Source organism: Paracoccus sp. C2R09 (assembly GCF_018860625.1).
In the GTDB taxonomy this organism is placed as follows: domain Bacteria; phylum Pseudomonadota; class Alphaproteobacteria; order Rhodobacterales; family Rhodobacteraceae; genus Paracoccus.
Genome location: NZ_JAHKQB010000005.1, coordinates 1 through 14,284, shown reverse-complemented (window position 1 = coordinate 14,284; position 14,284 = coordinate 1). Strand labels below are relative to the sequence as shown.

Here is a 14,284-nt window from a genome sequence, read left to right as displayed (position 1 = left end):
AGGGAAGGTTAGCCGAAAATTCCAGTTTCAAACGGTCCAGTTTTCAGGGGGCAGAGCAGGAGCAGAGCAGATCTGAACCGAGCCCTCAGCAAATGCGAGCGCTACAACTTAGGACCGTGCGAATGCATTCAGAACTGATCTCCCGTCCACCTGAGCTTGGCATCGATCTACGCCCCACAAGAGGGGACCGAGAAGCCCATGTGGCTATTTCTCGGATCGAGCGCGCCGCGAAAAGGGCAATACCCTTATAACCACATCTGGTCGAAGATCGGAACAAGCGACTTCCCGTCATTTGCAGGGAATTCATGCTGAATACGTCGATGAACAGATCTGCCAACCGGGTCCATTCTGTGTTCTGAAAATATGATAGATTGTTATGGGAGTATTGGTACTTTTCGTCTACACAGGCCAGTAGATCTCACACGATCACATCATAGAGGAGCACGCTAATGGACTTAGATACACAACTCGAGAACCTCGAACTGGCGGAGCTTCGGAAGGTCAGCAAGAAAGTTGAAAGGCTGATCGAAGGCTATGAAGAACGCAAAATGCGCGAAGCCCTAGCTGCCGCTGAAGAAGCAGCACGGGCGCATGGCTACAGTTTAAGTGAATTGAGCGATGCCAAAAAGAAGTCCGGATCGAAGGTCGCACCGAAATATGCACATCCGGAGAATGCAGAACTTACCTGGACAGGTCGCGGTCGCCAGCCTCGGTGGATCAAGGAACATGTCGAAGCCGGTAACGACCTCGAAGACCTCAAGATCGCTTAAAAGCTAGATTGGTCTGGGGGGGGGAAGCCCCCCCCCTTTGCCCACGACACATTGGCAATTGTTTAAATGGGCGGTTTCCTGACATTCGCTGCAGGTCAGAACAGACCTTAGCCGCAGTGCAAAAGCAGACATTCCGTCAGACCTTTTCTTTTCGGAAGCGGGATGAACGACAACGCGAGCTGAAATCGGCCCGATAGTGATATTGCGCAGATTACGAGTTAGGGTGGTTACTCCAAGCATTGAACTTATCAGGTTGCTTCTCAAATGGAGCTTGCGGCTCCCCGGCACTTTTCGCAAAAAGACAATACATCTAACTCGACGATGCTTTCGAGCGATCCGTTCGTGTTCAGCGCGCAGAAGACAAGGATATGTCTATCAGTGTCAAAGCGGAAATTCATTGCGGTCGGATGGCGATGCTTTATTTTGTTAAGTGCTTTCTCGAGACTTATATCGACAATCGGCGCAGGCGTGGGCAGTCTCCCAGTGCCGGGGTTTGCAGTAATGTCGGCAACGTCAGCCTGAGATGCGTTCGGTTTTGATCGACCAGAAACTATTGCCAACGCTTGCGCAAAATCTGTGTCTGAATAGCCGATAGATGACTTTCGGCTATCTCTTAATCGCATTAGCTCGCCGATAATATGATCGAAGCAAATCATTGCTTCTCCACTTGCTTTACCAGCCGCTAAGAACTCATTTCTCTGCCAGCGGTTCGTGAAGACGATCGATAGATTCTCTAGTTTTTCGATTGCTTCTTCAACGTTCGAGAACCCTCTCACGCCTCTATTGACGAGAAACTCTGTGTGCCCCAAATTAAATTGCCTTCCGTTGTCAGGATTTCCCGGTTGTAACGCCGCCGATTGATTCCGGAATACCATGCTTCCTTTTCATCATGCACATTATGCAACGATTTGGCGCTCAGCTACAGCCTCAAATGTTAAGGTGGCGGTAGAAACGTACCGCAAAGTTTCGGTTCGGAGCCGCCTGGCTCTTACGGCCGCAGCGAACGTTAGCTTCGACGGGCCGCACCGCAGCATCCAACTCGCCTAGTGGTCGCAGATCTGGGCCATTAGAGGAAATCCGTTAACCTGCTTCCGGTTGCATGCCTTCGCAAAATCGAGAAAGCGGGCATCAGCACCCGGAGGGTAAGATTGCGCGGAAAGAAGCTGCATTTGCCTGTGCTGTTATGTCGTGCGCCGACAACCCTACCCCAGCCGCCAGACTGTATTCCTTCTCGATGTCGGTCGAAAAGAAGGAAGGATCGTCTGTTCCGAGCACAATCGCGCACCCCGCTGCGGCCAGTCGACCAACCGGATGCTTGCCAATTGATGGGTAGAGATTTAGAGCGAGGTTGCTCGTTAGACACACCTCGAGCGGGACTTTCGCTGATGCAAGCTGGCGCATGACGCCTTCCGATTCAACCGCTCGGATCCCATGACCCACGCGTTCGAGGCCCAGCACTTCGATCGCTTCGATGATGGTATCCGGTCCGAGATGTTCTCCAGCATGGGCCGTCGTATGCAGGCGCTCAGATCGAGCGATGCTAAAAGCTTCCCTAAAATCTCCCACTGAAAACATCCGTTCGTCGCCAGTAAGGCCAAAGCCCACTAATATGTCGTGTTGGCGACCCACAGCTAATCTCGCGGCTTGGGTGGCAGCTGCAGGTCCCAAGTGCCGAACCGCAGTGGCGATCATTCGACAATCGATGCCATGGAGTTCCAAAGCTCGCTCACGCGCGGCGGACAGTGCGGCGAGCTGGTCATCGAATGCGACGCCCACACGCATCAAATCTGGTGGCGAAAGCATGAACTCGACGTAGGTCGTGCCCAGTTGTGCTGAGCGGGAAAGATAGTCGTAGGCAACCTCCTCGAGATCTTGAGCGGTAGCGATGACCGATGCGATATGGTCATATGCCTGTAAGAAGGAGGTAAAGTCGTGCCAACCATATCCTTTTGCAGCCCATCGGGCGGCGTCGAGGCTTATGGAATTTCTTTCGGCAAGTTTACAGGCCATAGTCGGAGTGAGCGTGCCGCGAAGGTGAACATGTAAATCTATCATCGACACTTTCTTTTTAAATATTTAGCGTTCGCATAAGGTTGTCGGCGCGATCGCGCTCGGAGTTGAACATGCGCATTAGATTTCTATCCCGGAACCAACACAAGATCGCCGAAGCGTCCACTATATTAAAATCGGTCGGCGTTGAACTCGTCGCCGTACACCTTCCGATCGACGAGATTCAGTCGGACGATGTGCGGGCAATTGTGCGAAACAAGACGCTACGGGCCTTTCATCTTCTAGGACACCCCGTCTTCGTAGAGCAAACATGCTTATTCCTCAAGGAGCTGGACGGCTTCCCTGGAGGCCTTACGCAAGTGTTCTGGGACACCCTGCAAAAGGAGCGGGTCGGGCGTTTGTTCGGGGGCGGATCAGTGACGGCCAAAACCCAGATCGGGTATTGTAATGGGAAGCAGATATTCCACTTCGAAGGCGCCATCGACGGCACGATCTCTTCGGAACCTCGAGGTGACGACAGTTTCCAGTGGGACTGTGTCTTCATCCCTGATGGGCATGAGCAGACATTTGCAGAGATGGGCGAGAACAAGAACGAGATTTCGATGAGAAAAAGAGCGTTGGACGCGTTCGCCGCTCACTTGGGGAGTAGCCGGAATGATTGAACAGCTCGCGGATCTGGTAACTAAAAGGCAAGTCATCTTGTTCGCAGGAGCGGGTCTGTCAGTTCCATTGGATCTTCCGAGCTGGTCAAGTCTGATTGCCCACATGGCGAGCGAACTTGGCTACGATCCCGAAGTCCTGGTGCCAGATGGTGCCGACTATCTGCAAATTGCCGAATTCTATAAGCTGGAGCGCAATAGCATTGGCGAACTCCGTAGTTGGATGGATCGCAGCTGGCACGTGCCTGACGATCAACTGCTGAAATCGCGTGTGCACGATCAAATCGTCGAACTCGATTTTCCGTTGATTTATACGACTAACTACGATCGTAACCTCGAACGCATTCATCAGCTCAAGAGCAAGCGATTCAGCAAGATCAAGTCTGTGCTCGACATCGCCAACGCGCTTCCTGACGCGACACAAATCGTCAAGTTCCACGGCGACTTCGACGACGACGATTCGCTGGTAGTCACCGAGTCAGATTATTTCGAGCGACTACAATTCGAAGCTCCGCTAGATATCAAGTTTCGGGCCGACGTTCTGAGCCGGAGCGTATTGTTCGTCGGCTACAGTCTGAACGATCTCAACATGCGTCTGCTTCTGTATCGGCTTCACAAGATGTGGGAGGCTGCCGGTTTGGCGGCCCAACGGCCGCCTTGTTTCATATTTCTTTTGAGACCAGATCCCGTTCGCGAGCGGGTACTGGCAAGCCGCGGTATCCATCCGATCGTCTCGGATTCCCTGACCCCCAGCACAGCGCTAGAAGAACTATTCGACAAGCTCCTCGCTGCTCGCGCTAAGCTACCGTGAGGCCGTAGAACCACGACCGAGGGCTCCATTAAGTTTGGAAAGCCCGAAGACGAAGGAAATCGTCAGCAGTGGCTGTCAGACTGACCCATCTGCTTCCATCCGCTGGCCGCGTGGCGCGGCCAGCACTCTCTTCAGCCTGTGTGGACATTGATGACTACCGCTGTGAAGGATAAAAGGCCCCATGTCTTCAACCCAATGATCTAGATTTCGCTGCGGAAAGTGTCGATTGTCGGCTTACGGGAGCGCCGCTGTGCAATAATGACAACACGTGAACGTCCGGTCTGGGCCGCCAGTGACGGCGGCCCGGTCCATTAGATTTCAACACTTTCGGAGATGGCAAGCGCGTCTTCTAGGTCCACGCCCAGATACCGGACCGTGCTGTCCATCTTGGTGTGTCCCAGAAGAAGCTGAACGGCGCGCAGGTTCCCCGTCTTCCGATAGATCTCCGCGACCTTCGTCCGGCGCATGGAGTGAGTTCCGTAGGATGTGGGGTCCAGGCCGATGGATGACACCCAATCCCGAACGAGACGAGCGTACTGCCGTGTCGAGATGTGCAGGCGCTCATGGAAACGGCCCGGCCAGAGAAATTCCGAGCCGACCATCAACGGCTCTTCCATCCAGCGCGACAGCGATTTCCGCGTTCCTTCCGTGATCTCAAACCTGACCGGCCGTTGGGTCTTGCTTTGAATGATCGATGCACGTTCCTTGACCTGGCCGGAAGCGTAGACGTCGACGACCTTTAGTTTCACCAAGTCGCAGCCACGGAGCTTGCTGTCGACGGCCAAGTTGAAGAGGGCAAGGTCGCGATGGTTCACGGCGATCTCCAGGCGAACGCGGATGGCCCAGACATGTTTCGGCAAAAGTGGGCGTTTCTGACCGATCAGGCGCCCCTTGTTCCAGGCAGGGCGGCAAGCGCGGATGGCAGGTAAGTTGGCAGTCGGCATGTTCTGTCCTCCAACCTCCTCGCCCAGCCTCGACACCAACCTCATGTTGGTGACACAGTATACCACATCAAGCCAGCCCACCGCGAAGGTCTGCTCCGAGCCCTTCCGAGACCTTCCGAGACCTTCGCTTACCCCCAGGAGGCTACGCAAGTGCGCTATTGACTGCGCTCCTTGCTCGGAAAGCCCCGGCGATCAGTGCGGCGGCGGCGAAAGATATAACGGCAAACTCGACGCCCGGACCCGCCATCAGAAATCCAAAAAGCGGTGCGCCGACGGTCTGACCCACGGCGATGGTCAGAAACCCGACCATGAGCCCTGTTGCAGGCCGGTCCGGCAGGGCGTGGGTGCCCCAAATAAGGTAGACTCCCGTCAGCATCACGTAGGCCGCGCCGAAAACGGCACCGCCAACCAGCGTGGGGACGGGACCAAGTCCGAGGCCGACCGACAGGATGCTGGCCGCCATCAAGCCTAAAAAGGCCCAGTGAACGCGGTCGAGACCAAACTTTCCGACAAGTGTTCCTGCCAAGGCTCCAACAAGCCCGCCGACACCGATGCAGGTCCAGAGAAGGGCAGTTCCGGTCGTTCCCCAGTCCAGCTGGCTCGCGACGAGCTGGCCGCCGAAGGACCAGAGCGCCGTGCTCGCGGCCCCCATCAGGAAGGATGCCGAGATCAGTCGTAGGACCGGTCCCGTCATCGGGGGCAGACCACCTGGTCGGCCGCTGCCCGAGGCTGCGGGGAGCGCGATGGCGGCTGCGATCGCCAATACCAGTGCCACGGCGGCAAAAGCTCCGAAGGCCAGCCGCCAGTGTCCCATGATAGCGAGGGCGATGGGCCCCGACAGCGCAACGCCAGCGCTTACGCCCGCATTGATGACCGTGTTCGTCAGGTCCTGCCGACCTTTACTGACCGCCGCTGCAACCGCGGCGGCCATAGGCGGCGAGGCAAGGCCCGTGCTCGATCCGGCGACCACCACGGCAATGGCCAGGATCAGTGGCGACGGCGCGAGCGCGATGCCCGCCATGCCGATTGCCGCAACGAGGGCTGCCGCGACCGCGATGGCGCGCGCGCCGAGCCGTTCGGTCAGGATGGCCGAGGCGACAATGGCGATGCAGTAGCCGGCGAAAGAGCCACCCGAGATCACCCCACTCAGGGACGTGCCAATGCCCAGTTCGCCGTCGATCTGCGGCAGGAACAGGCCGAAGGCGAAGCGGGCAAAACCGTAGCAGACCGCGATGAGGGCGAAACCTGTCGCGCCGATGCGCAGGGCCGGGCTCATGAGCGCGCCCTCGCCACCAAGATGGCCGCCGCCGCCTTTGCTGCGGAGACGGTTTGCGCTCCACGATAGACAGCCGCATGGGTCGCGCCCTCGAAGAGGACCAGAACCTGCTCTGCGAGCGCCGGGTCCTCGCGTCCCAGATCCGTTGCGACGACCTCGCCGATCCGCCGGTGGAAGGCCTCCTTGTGCGCCGCGACGGCTTCGGCGATCTCCGGTGTGTCGCCACCCGTTTCCGCACGAGACCGAAGGAACAGGCAGCCCCGACACCCCTCGACCCGCACCCAGTCCTCAAGTGCAGCAAACAGGGCGTCGACGGTCCGCACCTCCACCCGGGCCATGAAGCGCCGGTCTCTCTCGGTCAGGACACGCGCCATGAGCGCGGCCTTGCTACCGGCGTTCTTGTAGAGAGTGCGGCTCGACATTCCCGCAGCCTCCGTCAACCGGTCCATGCCGGTGGCCATGTAGCCGTGACGGTCGAAGAGCCGCTCTGCGGCTGCGGTGAGTTTGGTGGTCATATCCATGGGGGCCTCCTCTTGCATCCATAGACACTTATGTAAAACGATCGTTTTACATTGCAAGCTGGTAGAAACAGAGGGCGGCTTTGTCCGCATTCCGGACGCTCTCGAGCTAGATCATGCTGCGCGATGCCACCGATGGCCGGTTTGGGGAAGCTGCGCTGCAGAGATGACGACCCCGACCAACGGCAGACAAGGGCCGAGAGTGCGGGTCAGGAGCTGCCGCGCACTGGCCCTGCACCAAGGCAGGCAGATCAGCGAGAAGAGCCCAAAGTGACCGATGCTGCGGGTTGATTGAATGTCCGTTTCGACCTTCAAGCCTATGTTTGTTTGCCACTACTGCTCTGCTGCGAAGCGAAATGACTAAAAACAGAAGTAGCAAATTCGTTCTGAGCAGACTTCTCGAAATCCATGCAGAGCACGTCGAGCTTACCAGATGCACGAAGATACCAGTTTGCTTTTCCAATATCATCTGGTTGAGATGATGTTGTATCGGTAACGTGGAAAAAAAGACCATTCGCAAATATCCTGAAGAACTTTTCCTTCGCTCCATCTGCCCGAGAGAGTTCGTGATTCATCGGAGTAAGGTTGTGCAATGGGCCTTTCGTCCCAAACTGAAAAACTTTGATTGGAAACACTGTCGGGTCGAATTTGTGGTGACCAATCACTACCAGCCTAGCTTGTTCTAGAAGCGTCTCCGAAACAAGAAAGTTCTTAAAATCCTCCATTTCAGAAGCGCCTGCACGCCAGAGTATGCTGATTGCAAGTTTAGCTAACGCAACATGATTGACATTAATGAGAGAGCGAACCCCGACTGCTGCCCCGGCTCTGAACGGCTCCATAGAAAGTTCAGATTGATCGTCCCAATACTTCCACGCAAGTTTTAGGCGCTGAATCTCCTTTATCGCATCGTCATCAATCGACGCGAGAATGTCTTCCCCCTTCCGAATTACCAGCCTTTGGTCATACCAACTGTCAAAACGCTTTTTCGGGCGTTCATGCCCGTCGGACTGAAACATAAGGCTTCCTGGAACGTCTCTGGGCGTCAACGCTTTCGGAATGATATGCGATTTTACGAATTTCCCGCGCGCCAATGTCAGTCTACAAATACCTAATTCTTGCTTTTTCATGCCAACTCGATCTAGCCAAACTGGGACTTCAAATCTTTCGTCAGATGAACGTACTGTTTATCATTTCCATATTCTAAGCAGACATTTAAGCCATTCGATTGAACGGCAGCTTCGCCCTGCAAAGCAGACTGTGCTTGGTCAATCGCGCCGCGACAAGCATGAACGTCCGGTTTGGGGAAGCTGTGCGGTGGCGCCAGTTGCGTGTCAAACGGCCGCAATGGGCCGAAAGCGCGGGCCTGGGGCTCCCACAACCTCGCGGAGTCGCCAATGGTGGCAGATTGACGTCGTAGGTCAAAAGCCCTCCGCGGTCATCTGCATAGATGGCATGACGCTAACTTGCCGTAGCGCAGCCAACCAAGCAAAGCTTTCACCATGAGGGACCTGGGCAGAGCCGGAAGACGACATAAAGGGTGCGCATTGAAATCTAAGACTATAATCTGTCTGGGCCTGTTATCAGTCGCGCTAGCTGTGTGCGTTGTCACTCCACCGCAAACAGAAATTGAAGAAGTGCAAGCTCTTCAACGGTCCGTAATGCTATCCGAACTTCTGCGCGGGCAGGAAATTCTCCTAGACGATCCACGGTTTGACGGTTACGCGCAAGTCTGCCTCGTTGGCTACGATTTGATTGGAGAGCCTTTGCCGCGCTGTAAGGGAGCGAAGGAAAACAGCGTGCTCGCTGCGCCCGTGTCGAACCCATCCTGTATGGAATACGTAGGGCCCCAGGATCTCGAAGGGAAGAAATTGATCGTGCTGATGGATGGAGAGGTGCATTGTAAAAACGTTGGCTCCAACAGTTCGCTTTCCATCGTCCGGGGGTGGAACGGTCTAACCCATGACCGTATCGACTTCGACATTCGATGAGAGCAACCTTCACTTTGGCCCGCAGAGCAGCCAATGACTTGTCGATCTCGCCGCGCAGGGCATAAACGTCTGCTCTTGGGAAGTTGCACGGCAGCAGAAACGCTGTCCCGACCGGCTGCAAAGGGCCGAATGCGCAGGCTGGCTGACGCTCCTCCCCAGGCCCATCATCCCTGGCGGCAAATCAAGATGCAATCCATATCCAGATTGAGTGAGACCGCGGTCTTCCTTCATCGTAAACGAACTGCACCCGCGGCCCCGCGATCGGCATACAGCCTGAAACGGCAAGACGGGGCCGGTGAAAAAGACATGCAGTATTAGATCGGTAACGCTGGCCGCGCGTGGGCGGAATGGCTCGGATTAATATCATTCGCTCTAGGAGAGGTAAGCTAGCAATGAATGCCGGGAAGATAGTGGGATCTTCCAAAAGCTAACCGGTAGCTGCTGTACCCCATCCCTCATTCATCTCTCGGCTTCTCTGGCGAGCGACTTTCGATTAATTGCTTATTTGTGCCACAGGGCAAGGAGCCTGCTTGGTATCGCTGTGGCACTCTCGCGTCCGGGAGATCGTTGTATTGGTGTTTATATCGCGTTTAGGAAATTCTGAATCTCCCGGGTCCGACGCTCGAACTGGATGATCTCAGCGTTTAACCCTAGCTGCCAAGCGATATCTGCCCTTTCCGGCATGATCTCCAGCTCGCGCATCCGAGCCGTCATTGCCTCTACTTCATCCTTGTCGCATGCAAGACCCTGGGCGATAACGTCATCCGCCTGATGTGCCGTCGATGCGGCGATTTCATCGAGGGAGAGCTCGGGGTGATATTGGACTCCCCAAAAAATGCCGGGCCCGTGGCGGATCTCGGCTGCCTCTATGGGTGTGTCCGGGTTCGCGGCCAATGTGAGACCGCCCGGAGGCAGGCGGGTCACGATACTTGAGTGCATAGCGGGCGCTGTCCATGTTGCGGGACGCTCAGCCAGCATCGGGTGTTCGGCTCCTGCACTAGTGCGAGTAATCTCGCGGGCAAAAGCAACCTCGGCGCCGGGAAGTCTCGGTCCTGTCTTGCCTCCCGCCGCCACGGCCGCGATTTGAAGGCCAGCGCATGAACCAAAGGCGGGCACCCCTGCCTCAAATACCCGTGTCATGAAACGAGCTGCCGCGCGGGTCTCCGGGCCGTCCTTGTGCATCTGAATAGGTGATCCGGCAAATATGATGCCGTCATATCGCCCGAGATCAGAATCTTCCTCATCGGTCAGACACGAGGCCGCTCTCAGTTCAACCCCGGGCCTTAAGCGCTGCAATGCTACGGCGTAGCTCTCATGTGATGCCTGCCCGGAATAGCTTCGGCGTTCGTTCTGCTGTGAAGGAGTCTCGCTTGAGACGACGAGGATGAGAGGGGACAACAACGAGCCTTTCCGATTGCGGTGAACGACACAACGCCATCGCATGGGAAAACGTTCGCCGCTGCGTCTACCAACCTCACGCAGTACAATTCTGGTTCGCCAGCGAGACGCACCGTGATAGGCGTCCGCCACCTCGATATGCTTCACCATCACTGAGATCGCGATGGGAACCATGGCTCTGCTCCGCGCCGTAATGTTTTCAGCCATATCCTGAGTTAAATGGGCACGCAGGCTTGGCTCGGTTGCGAGTTTGGCGCCGCTAGTTGTCCTATGACCCTATCATTGTAATTTTCCCGGATGTCGAGGATGGTGCTATGGTATTGATGACGAAAATATTTTTTTCGGCGTCACTTAGGGTGGGTCAGGGTGAACCGGTTGGTGTCAGGATCCAGATCCACCCTCTATTATAAGACGCCGCAGCAGATTGCCCTCGCTGGTTCGTCAAATTTTTTGCAAGGCCAATTGCTACTTGGAAAAAATGTCCGCTGAGCCGTACCCGACTCGCGTCACCCAGCCCAATACGCGACGTAAACTCCGACTCCAACGTTTAGCCAGGGCAGATCGGCGGACTCCGCGCGTAGGCGCTGCCGTGCGGTTCTCACAGCAAGAGAGTGGATGCATTCCATTGCGTAGCACTCGTATAGCGGCAGAACAAACCACAGTTCTGCCGGCATGATCGACATAGAGGACAGGTTTTGGCGCAGGGGGCAGTGTTACGGAAGATTGCTTTGCATGGACAAGCGCCGGCGCGTGATCGTTTTTCGGTGCCGCGAGCGTTACCCGTCAGGTACGAGGCGGCAAATCAACGCCGCCAGTTCGCGACAATCATACTTCGCTTCTACAGCGCGAGTACCTATAATCAGGCTTATGGAACAGGCAAACTTAGCTGCGCATGCGAAATACAGTGCCCACAGCAGATATAAGCGGCATGTTACTGGTTCAGGCGCTAGCAGCAGACGAGTAGCCTACCTACAGAAGGATAACTGCCCTTGCGCTCAGAAAGTCATGACGGCTTTAGGTCGCAAAGCCGTCTGAGCCACTCGCCTCAACTCAAATCATGTTCCGCCTCACTGCCATAACCACAGCACTGAGGGTGTTGGGAGCGCCAAGTTTCTTTTGCGCGCTGTCCAGTCGCAGCTTTAGTGTCGATAGGCTAACCTTCAGGGTTTCCGCAGCCTCAGCCTGGCGCGCTCCATCACGAATGGAGATCAGGGCAGCCAACTCGCCTTCCGTGAGTGAAACTCTCGATCTGGCAAACATCTTGGCCCAGATTTCGAGCTTGCTATGCAGCATCATCATTTCACTGTCATCGAGCTCGCGATCCGGACGGGCAACCGACATGAAGGAGCGTTTTCGGTCCATCTTGGTCACGAAAGTTGCACCGTAGTTCATCTTATGGTTTCGGGCTTCCTTCATGATGCCCCGCGGGTCCGGAAATTTTACATCTGTCCAACGAGTAGATCCGGTACGGGTGATGGTCCAAGCTGCTACAGGATCACCGAAAAAGTAATTTTCCTGTTCGTACAGTGCAGTCCAAGCGTCTGGATAGCGGTTGAGGAAAAAATCTGGCTGACCGTAGCGAAGGCCGAAACCAATCACGAAACCACCTGGCGCAATACTTTCCAAGGCACGCAACTCATCTTCAGAGTTTGGAATGAATGCGTCCAGCATGAGCAAATACCTTTGTCAATAGTCTGCCCAAAAGTAGTGGCCTTTCGGCCAGATCATTGTCAAGCGGCAGTGATGCTCAATAATGCATCCCATGGAGACCGGTCGGGGACGCTATTCTCATGCCAACTGTGCAGAAGACAGAAGTCAGTCAACTGAACGTCCTGGCCTCCTCGGCAGAGATTACTGCCGGCATATTGGAGGACTCGACCCGTGTGTGCGCGCATGCCCGCTCGGGGAAGTACGTCACCATCCAGATTTCTGATCAGGGCCTCTGGGGCGTTACGTCCCAGAAGTTCGGATGATCCTTGGGAAGTAGCTAGGACAATTTTAAGCAATGCGTACTAATAACCAAGACTATCCATCTGTCTATCAGCCCGAGGCACCCTCGGATTACGAGGTTAGGATTATCAGATATCCTGAAGGCATCGCACATTGGCACTTAGTCAGCAGCTATCTAAAGCTTCGCAAAGAGGTTTTTGTCGACCGCCTTGAATGGCCGCTGTTCCATGTCGATGATCTGGAATTTGAACAGTACGACTCGTTCGACACAACCTACATTGTTGCGACACGTGGACTTGAAGTGGTGGGCGGGGCGCGACTTCGCCGCACCGATCAGCGTAGCGGCGGTGGCCGGGTCCAATATTCCTACATGATCCGGGATGCCTGCCTCGGAATTTTACCCGGTTTGCCAATTAATCTCTGCGACGAAGTTCCACCTCAGGACGAGGGTGTCTGGGAATTAACTCGAATGGTTGTCAATGGCCCCAAGGACATCACGCGCCTGATCCTTCAAGCGACCAATGAGTTTCTTTCTCAAAAGGGCGCAGCTTCGCTGATGTTCCTCGGCTCACCCGCATTCCTCCGGATGGCGAAGACATGGAAATGGCCTGCCAAGCAGCTAGGCCCTGTTACGGGGAATGACGATGGCCGGTTCCAGGTCATCGAGTGCCCGGTACGCAAAACGCAGTAGCCACCTGTACCCTTGGAGAACTAAAATGCTTGCTACTAAAAAGTGGGGCGAGATTGCCCAAGCCGAGCTGACCAAAGATATGGTCGAAAGACTGCTAGAGCGTTTTGATAGCCTCGCAACATCTGATGGGACCATAAAGGTCCAGTTCCGAGACAATGTGCTGTGGATGCTGCCGCCAGGCAGCTCCCCGGAATTGGTGGGCATCGCCTCCCTTCCAACGGCTCTCAAGTATCTCAAATAGGGTTTCGATTGATGATGCATCTGAAACTCAAAGGGGAACATCTGGGAACGGCTGAGTTCACTTGGGATATGGTAGAGACATTGCGGGAATACTTCGAGCTCTACGCTGACGAGGATGGGGTAGTTTCGCTCGAAGTGCGGGAAGGCGGGATTTTCCTGCCCCCGCTCGTGGGAGATCACCGCCAGTTTCTGGGGCTCGCACGTATGCCCAAGCATATCGAAAGATCTTAGGTAGCTTTCTGAAGCCATAGACCACCTTGTGCGAGACCTTGATGGCAGTTTCTTTGGCGCACTCTCGCGCTGTCTGATAACCTGCTAGAGCGGTGTAAAACTTTGCGTAACAGCCAATCTTACATAAAAGATGGAGCCGCTTCACTTCATCCTGAAGTGGCTACCAAGCTTGGCCTCAGTGCCATCCTCGTCGATGTCGAAAGAACTCATGGGGCAGGCACAGTCATCCGCCAGGCATCAGTCGAACATCATGACTGTTCTGGCAAGCTGCAGGGATGGGTCTGCTATGCAGCTGTTGAAACGATGTGCGCAGGTCGCAGCCACGCCGTTACTGCCTGGATCGCCCATGTGACAGGCGGAACAGAATCTGCCCCCCTGATCAGCGTTCAGGTGATGACAGAGGAAGAGGAGCCAGAATTCCTAAGCTGCCCGCCCTACGTACTTGAATGCCTAACAGCGACGAGCTGCCCTCGTGCCAACACCTGGCGCCGGAAGACCGCATCAAAGATCACCGAGGTCTACGGATACCGCATGAAGATCGATGTCTCGCCCATCGGCGAACGAAGCGTATCCCTCGTGCTGTCTACTGAGCAAAACAGTGTCGAGATCATCAAGACACCCAAGCTAACCGGCGAAGAGTTTGACCGGACATATGAGGAGTTTGTCACCTCCTACAAGATGAGCAGTATCTGCTGATTTCAGCACGCGACATTAACAGGCATGATTGCATCACGCATGATCTGAAGACGTATCATGCGGATCCCTGGCCGGTTTGCAGCATGAACCGCGCCGGGTTTG

At 55.4% G+C, this 14,284-nt stretch carries 15 protein-coding genes; 7 read left to right on the top strand and 8 right to left on the bottom strand.

All coding sequences use genetic code 11. From position 1 onward, the window contains the following. Positions 1 to 449 precede the first annotated feature (449 nt). Positions 450 to 770, top strand: coding sequence for an H-NS family nucleoid-associated regulatory protein (locus tag KO490_RS00515; RefSeq protein ID WP_216017450.1), 321 nt, complete (start codon positions 450 to 452; stop codon positions 768 to 770). Positions 771 to 1,030: 260 nt separating this feature from the next. Here KO490_RS00515 and KO490_RS00510 read toward each other — a convergent pair whose 3' ends face one another. Together KO490_RS00510 and add are read right to left on the bottom strand one after the other, a co-directional pair. After that, the gene (locus tag KO490_RS00510; RefSeq protein ID WP_216017449.1) at positions 1,031 to 1,645 is read right to left on the bottom strand and encodes a hypothetical protein; all 615 of its coding nucleotides are present in this window, start codon (positions 1,643 to 1,645) and stop codon (positions 1,031 to 1,033) included. Positions 1,646 to 1,898: 253 nt separating this feature from the next. Next, on the bottom strand, positions 1,899 to 2,825 hold the full coding sequence (add, locus tag KO490_RS00505; RefSeq protein ID WP_216017448.1) for an adenosine deaminase: 927 nt from the start codon (positions 2,823 to 2,825) through the stop codon (positions 1,899 to 1,901). 68 nt (positions 2,826 to 2,893) lie between these two features. Here add and KO490_RS00500 point away from each other — a divergent pair, with 68 nt between their 5' ends. Together KO490_RS00500 and KO490_RS00495 are read left to right on the top strand one after the other, a co-directional pair. Beyond that, positions 2,894 to 3,442 carry a non-canonical purine NTP pyrophosphatase gene (locus KO490_RS00500; RefSeq protein ID WP_216017447.1) on the top strand — a complete coding sequence of 183 codons (549 nt, stop codon included), beginning with the start codon at positions 2,894 to 2,896 and terminating at the stop codon, positions 3,440 to 3,442. Then, on the top strand, positions 3,435 to 4,250 hold the full coding sequence (locus KO490_RS00495) for an SIR2 family protein (RefSeq protein WP_216017446.1): 816 nt from the start codon (positions 3,435 to 3,437) through the stop codon (positions 4,248 to 4,250). Before KO490_RS00500 ends, KO490_RS00495 begins: the two co-directional genes overlap by 8 nt. 311 nt (positions 4,251 to 4,561) lie before the next feature. Here the strand turns inward: KO490_RS00495 and KO490_RS00490 are convergent, their stop codons facing one another. The 4 genes from KO490_RS00490 to KO490_RS00475 all read right to left on the bottom strand — a co-directional run bounded on the left by KO490_RS00490 (position 4,562) and on the right by KO490_RS00475 (position 8,115). Beyond that, positions 4,562 to 5,194, bottom strand: a complete 633-nt coding sequence (locus KO490_RS00490; RefSeq protein ID WP_216017445.1) for a tyrosine-type recombinase/integrase — start codon at positions 5,192 to 5,194, stop codon at positions 4,562 to 4,564. 142 nt (positions 5,195 to 5,336) lie between these two features. Further along, complete coding sequence (locus KO490_RS00485; RefSeq protein WP_216017444.1) at positions 5,337 to 6,470, bottom strand: MFS transporter; 1,134 nt, start codon at positions 6,468 to 6,470, stop codon at positions 5,337 to 5,339. Further along, a complete protein-coding gene (locus KO490_RS00480; protein WP_216017443.1) occupies positions 6,467 to 6,991 on the bottom strand; it encodes a TetR/AcrR family transcriptional regulator in 525 nt (174 codons plus the stop codon). The genes KO490_RS00485 and KO490_RS00480 overlap by 4 nt, the downstream gene beginning before the upstream one ends. Before the next feature lie 314 nt (positions 6,992 to 7,305). After that, positions 7,306 to 8,115, bottom strand: a complete 810-nt coding sequence (locus KO490_RS00475; RefSeq protein ID WP_216017442.1) for a hypothetical protein — start codon at positions 8,113 to 8,115, stop codon at positions 7,306 to 7,308. A gap of 531 nt (positions 8,116 to 8,646) precedes the next feature. Between KO490_RS00475 and KO490_RS00470 the strand changes: the two genes are divergently transcribed. After that, positions 8,647 to 8,976 carry a hypothetical protein gene (locus KO490_RS00470; RefSeq protein WP_216017441.1) on the top strand — a complete coding sequence of 110 codons (330 nt, stop codon included), beginning with the start codon at positions 8,647 to 8,649 and terminating at the stop codon, positions 8,974 to 8,976. A 579-nt stretch (positions 8,977 to 9,555) separates the two neighbouring features. On the opposite strand, the gene KO490_RS00465 is transcribed toward KO490_RS00470, so the two are convergent. Then, on the bottom strand, positions 9,556 to 10,548 hold the full coding sequence (locus KO490_RS00465) for a type 1 glutamine amidotransferase (protein WP_216017440.1): 993 nt from the start codon (positions 10,546 to 10,548) through the stop codon (positions 9,556 to 9,558). Positions 10,549 to 11,424: 876 nt separating this feature from the next. Further along, entirely contained in the window at positions 11,425 to 12,045 is a 621-nt protein-coding gene (locus tag KO490_RS00460) for an autoinducer binding domain-containing protein (protein WP_216017439.1), read from the bottom strand. A 334-nt stretch (positions 12,046 to 12,379) separates the two neighbouring features. Here KO490_RS00460 and KO490_RS00455 point away from each other — a divergent pair, with 334 nt between their 5' ends. The 3 genes from KO490_RS00455 (at position 12,380) to KO490_RS00445 (ending at position 14,182) form a co-directional block, all read left to right on the top strand. Continuing rightward, positions 12,380 to 13,015, top strand: a complete 636-nt coding sequence (locus tag KO490_RS00455) for an acyl-homoserine-lactone synthase (RefSeq protein ID WP_216017438.1) — start codon at positions 12,380 to 12,382, stop codon at positions 13,013 to 13,015. A gap of 252 nt (positions 13,016 to 13,267) precedes the next feature. Next, entirely contained in the window at positions 13,268 to 13,486 is a 219-nt protein-coding gene (locus KO490_RS00450) for a hypothetical protein (RefSeq protein WP_216017437.1), read from the top strand. 102 nt (positions 13,487 to 13,588) lie between these two features. Beyond that, positions 13,589 to 14,182, top strand: a complete 594-nt coding sequence (locus KO490_RS00445) for a hypothetical protein (protein ID WP_216017436.1) — start codon at positions 13,589 to 13,591, stop codon at positions 14,180 to 14,182. Positions 14,183 to 14,284 lie beyond the last annotated feature (102 nt).

Bases quoted from the DNA above. Each gene is read 5' to 3' on its own strand.
- add (WP_216017448.1), bottom strand. From the start codon at position 2,825: ATGATAGATTTACATGTTCACCTTCGCGGCACGCTCACTCCGACTATG.
- KO490_RS00465 (WP_216017440.1), bottom strand. From the start codon at position 10,548: ATGGTTCCCATCGCGATCTCAGTGATGGTGAAGCATATCGAGGTGGCG.
- KO490_RS00510 (WP_216017449.1), bottom strand. From the start codon at position 1,645: ATGGTATTCCGGAATCAATCGGCGGCGTTACAACCGGGAAATCCTGAC.
- KO490_RS00490 (WP_216017445.1), bottom strand. From the start codon at position 5,194: ATGCCGACTGCCAACTTACCTGCCATCCGCGCTTGCCGCCCTGCCTGG.
- KO490_RS00500 (WP_216017447.1), top strand. From the start codon at position 2,894: ATGCGCATTAGATTTCTATCCCGGAACCAACACAAGATCGCCGAAGCG.
- KO490_RS00470 (WP_216017441.1), top strand. From the start codon at position 8,647: ATGCTATCCGAACTTCTGCGCGGGCAGGAAATTCTCCTAGACGATCCA.
- KO490_RS00515 (WP_216017450.1), top strand. From the start codon at position 450: ATGGACTTAGATACACAACTCGAGAACCTCGAACTGGCGGAGCTTCGG.
- KO490_RS00495 (WP_216017446.1), top strand. From the start codon at position 3,435: ATGATTGAACAGCTCGCGGATCTGGTAACTAAAAGGCAAGTCATCTTG.
- KO490_RS00455 (WP_216017438.1), top strand. From the start codon at position 12,380: ATGCGTACTAATAACCAAGACTATCCATCTGTCTATCAGCCCGAGGCA.
- KO490_RS00475 (WP_216017442.1), bottom strand. From the start codon at position 8,115: ATGAAAAAGCAAGAATTAGGTATTTGTAGACTGACATTGGCGCGCGGG.
- KO490_RS00485 (WP_216017444.1), bottom strand. From the start codon at position 6,470: ATGAGCCCGGCCCTGCGCATCGGCGCGACAGGTTTCGCCCTCATCGCG.
- KO490_RS00460 (WP_216017439.1), bottom strand. From the start codon at position 12,045: ATGCTGGACGCATTCATTCCAAACTCTGAAGATGAGTTGCGTGCCTTG.
- KO490_RS00450 (WP_216017437.1), top strand. From the start codon at position 13,268: ATGATGCATCTGAAACTCAAAGGGGAACATCTGGGAACGGCTGAGTTC.
- KO490_RS00480 (WP_216017443.1), bottom strand. From the start codon at position 6,991: ATGGATATGACCACCAAACTCACCGCAGCCGCAGAGCGGCTCTTCGAC.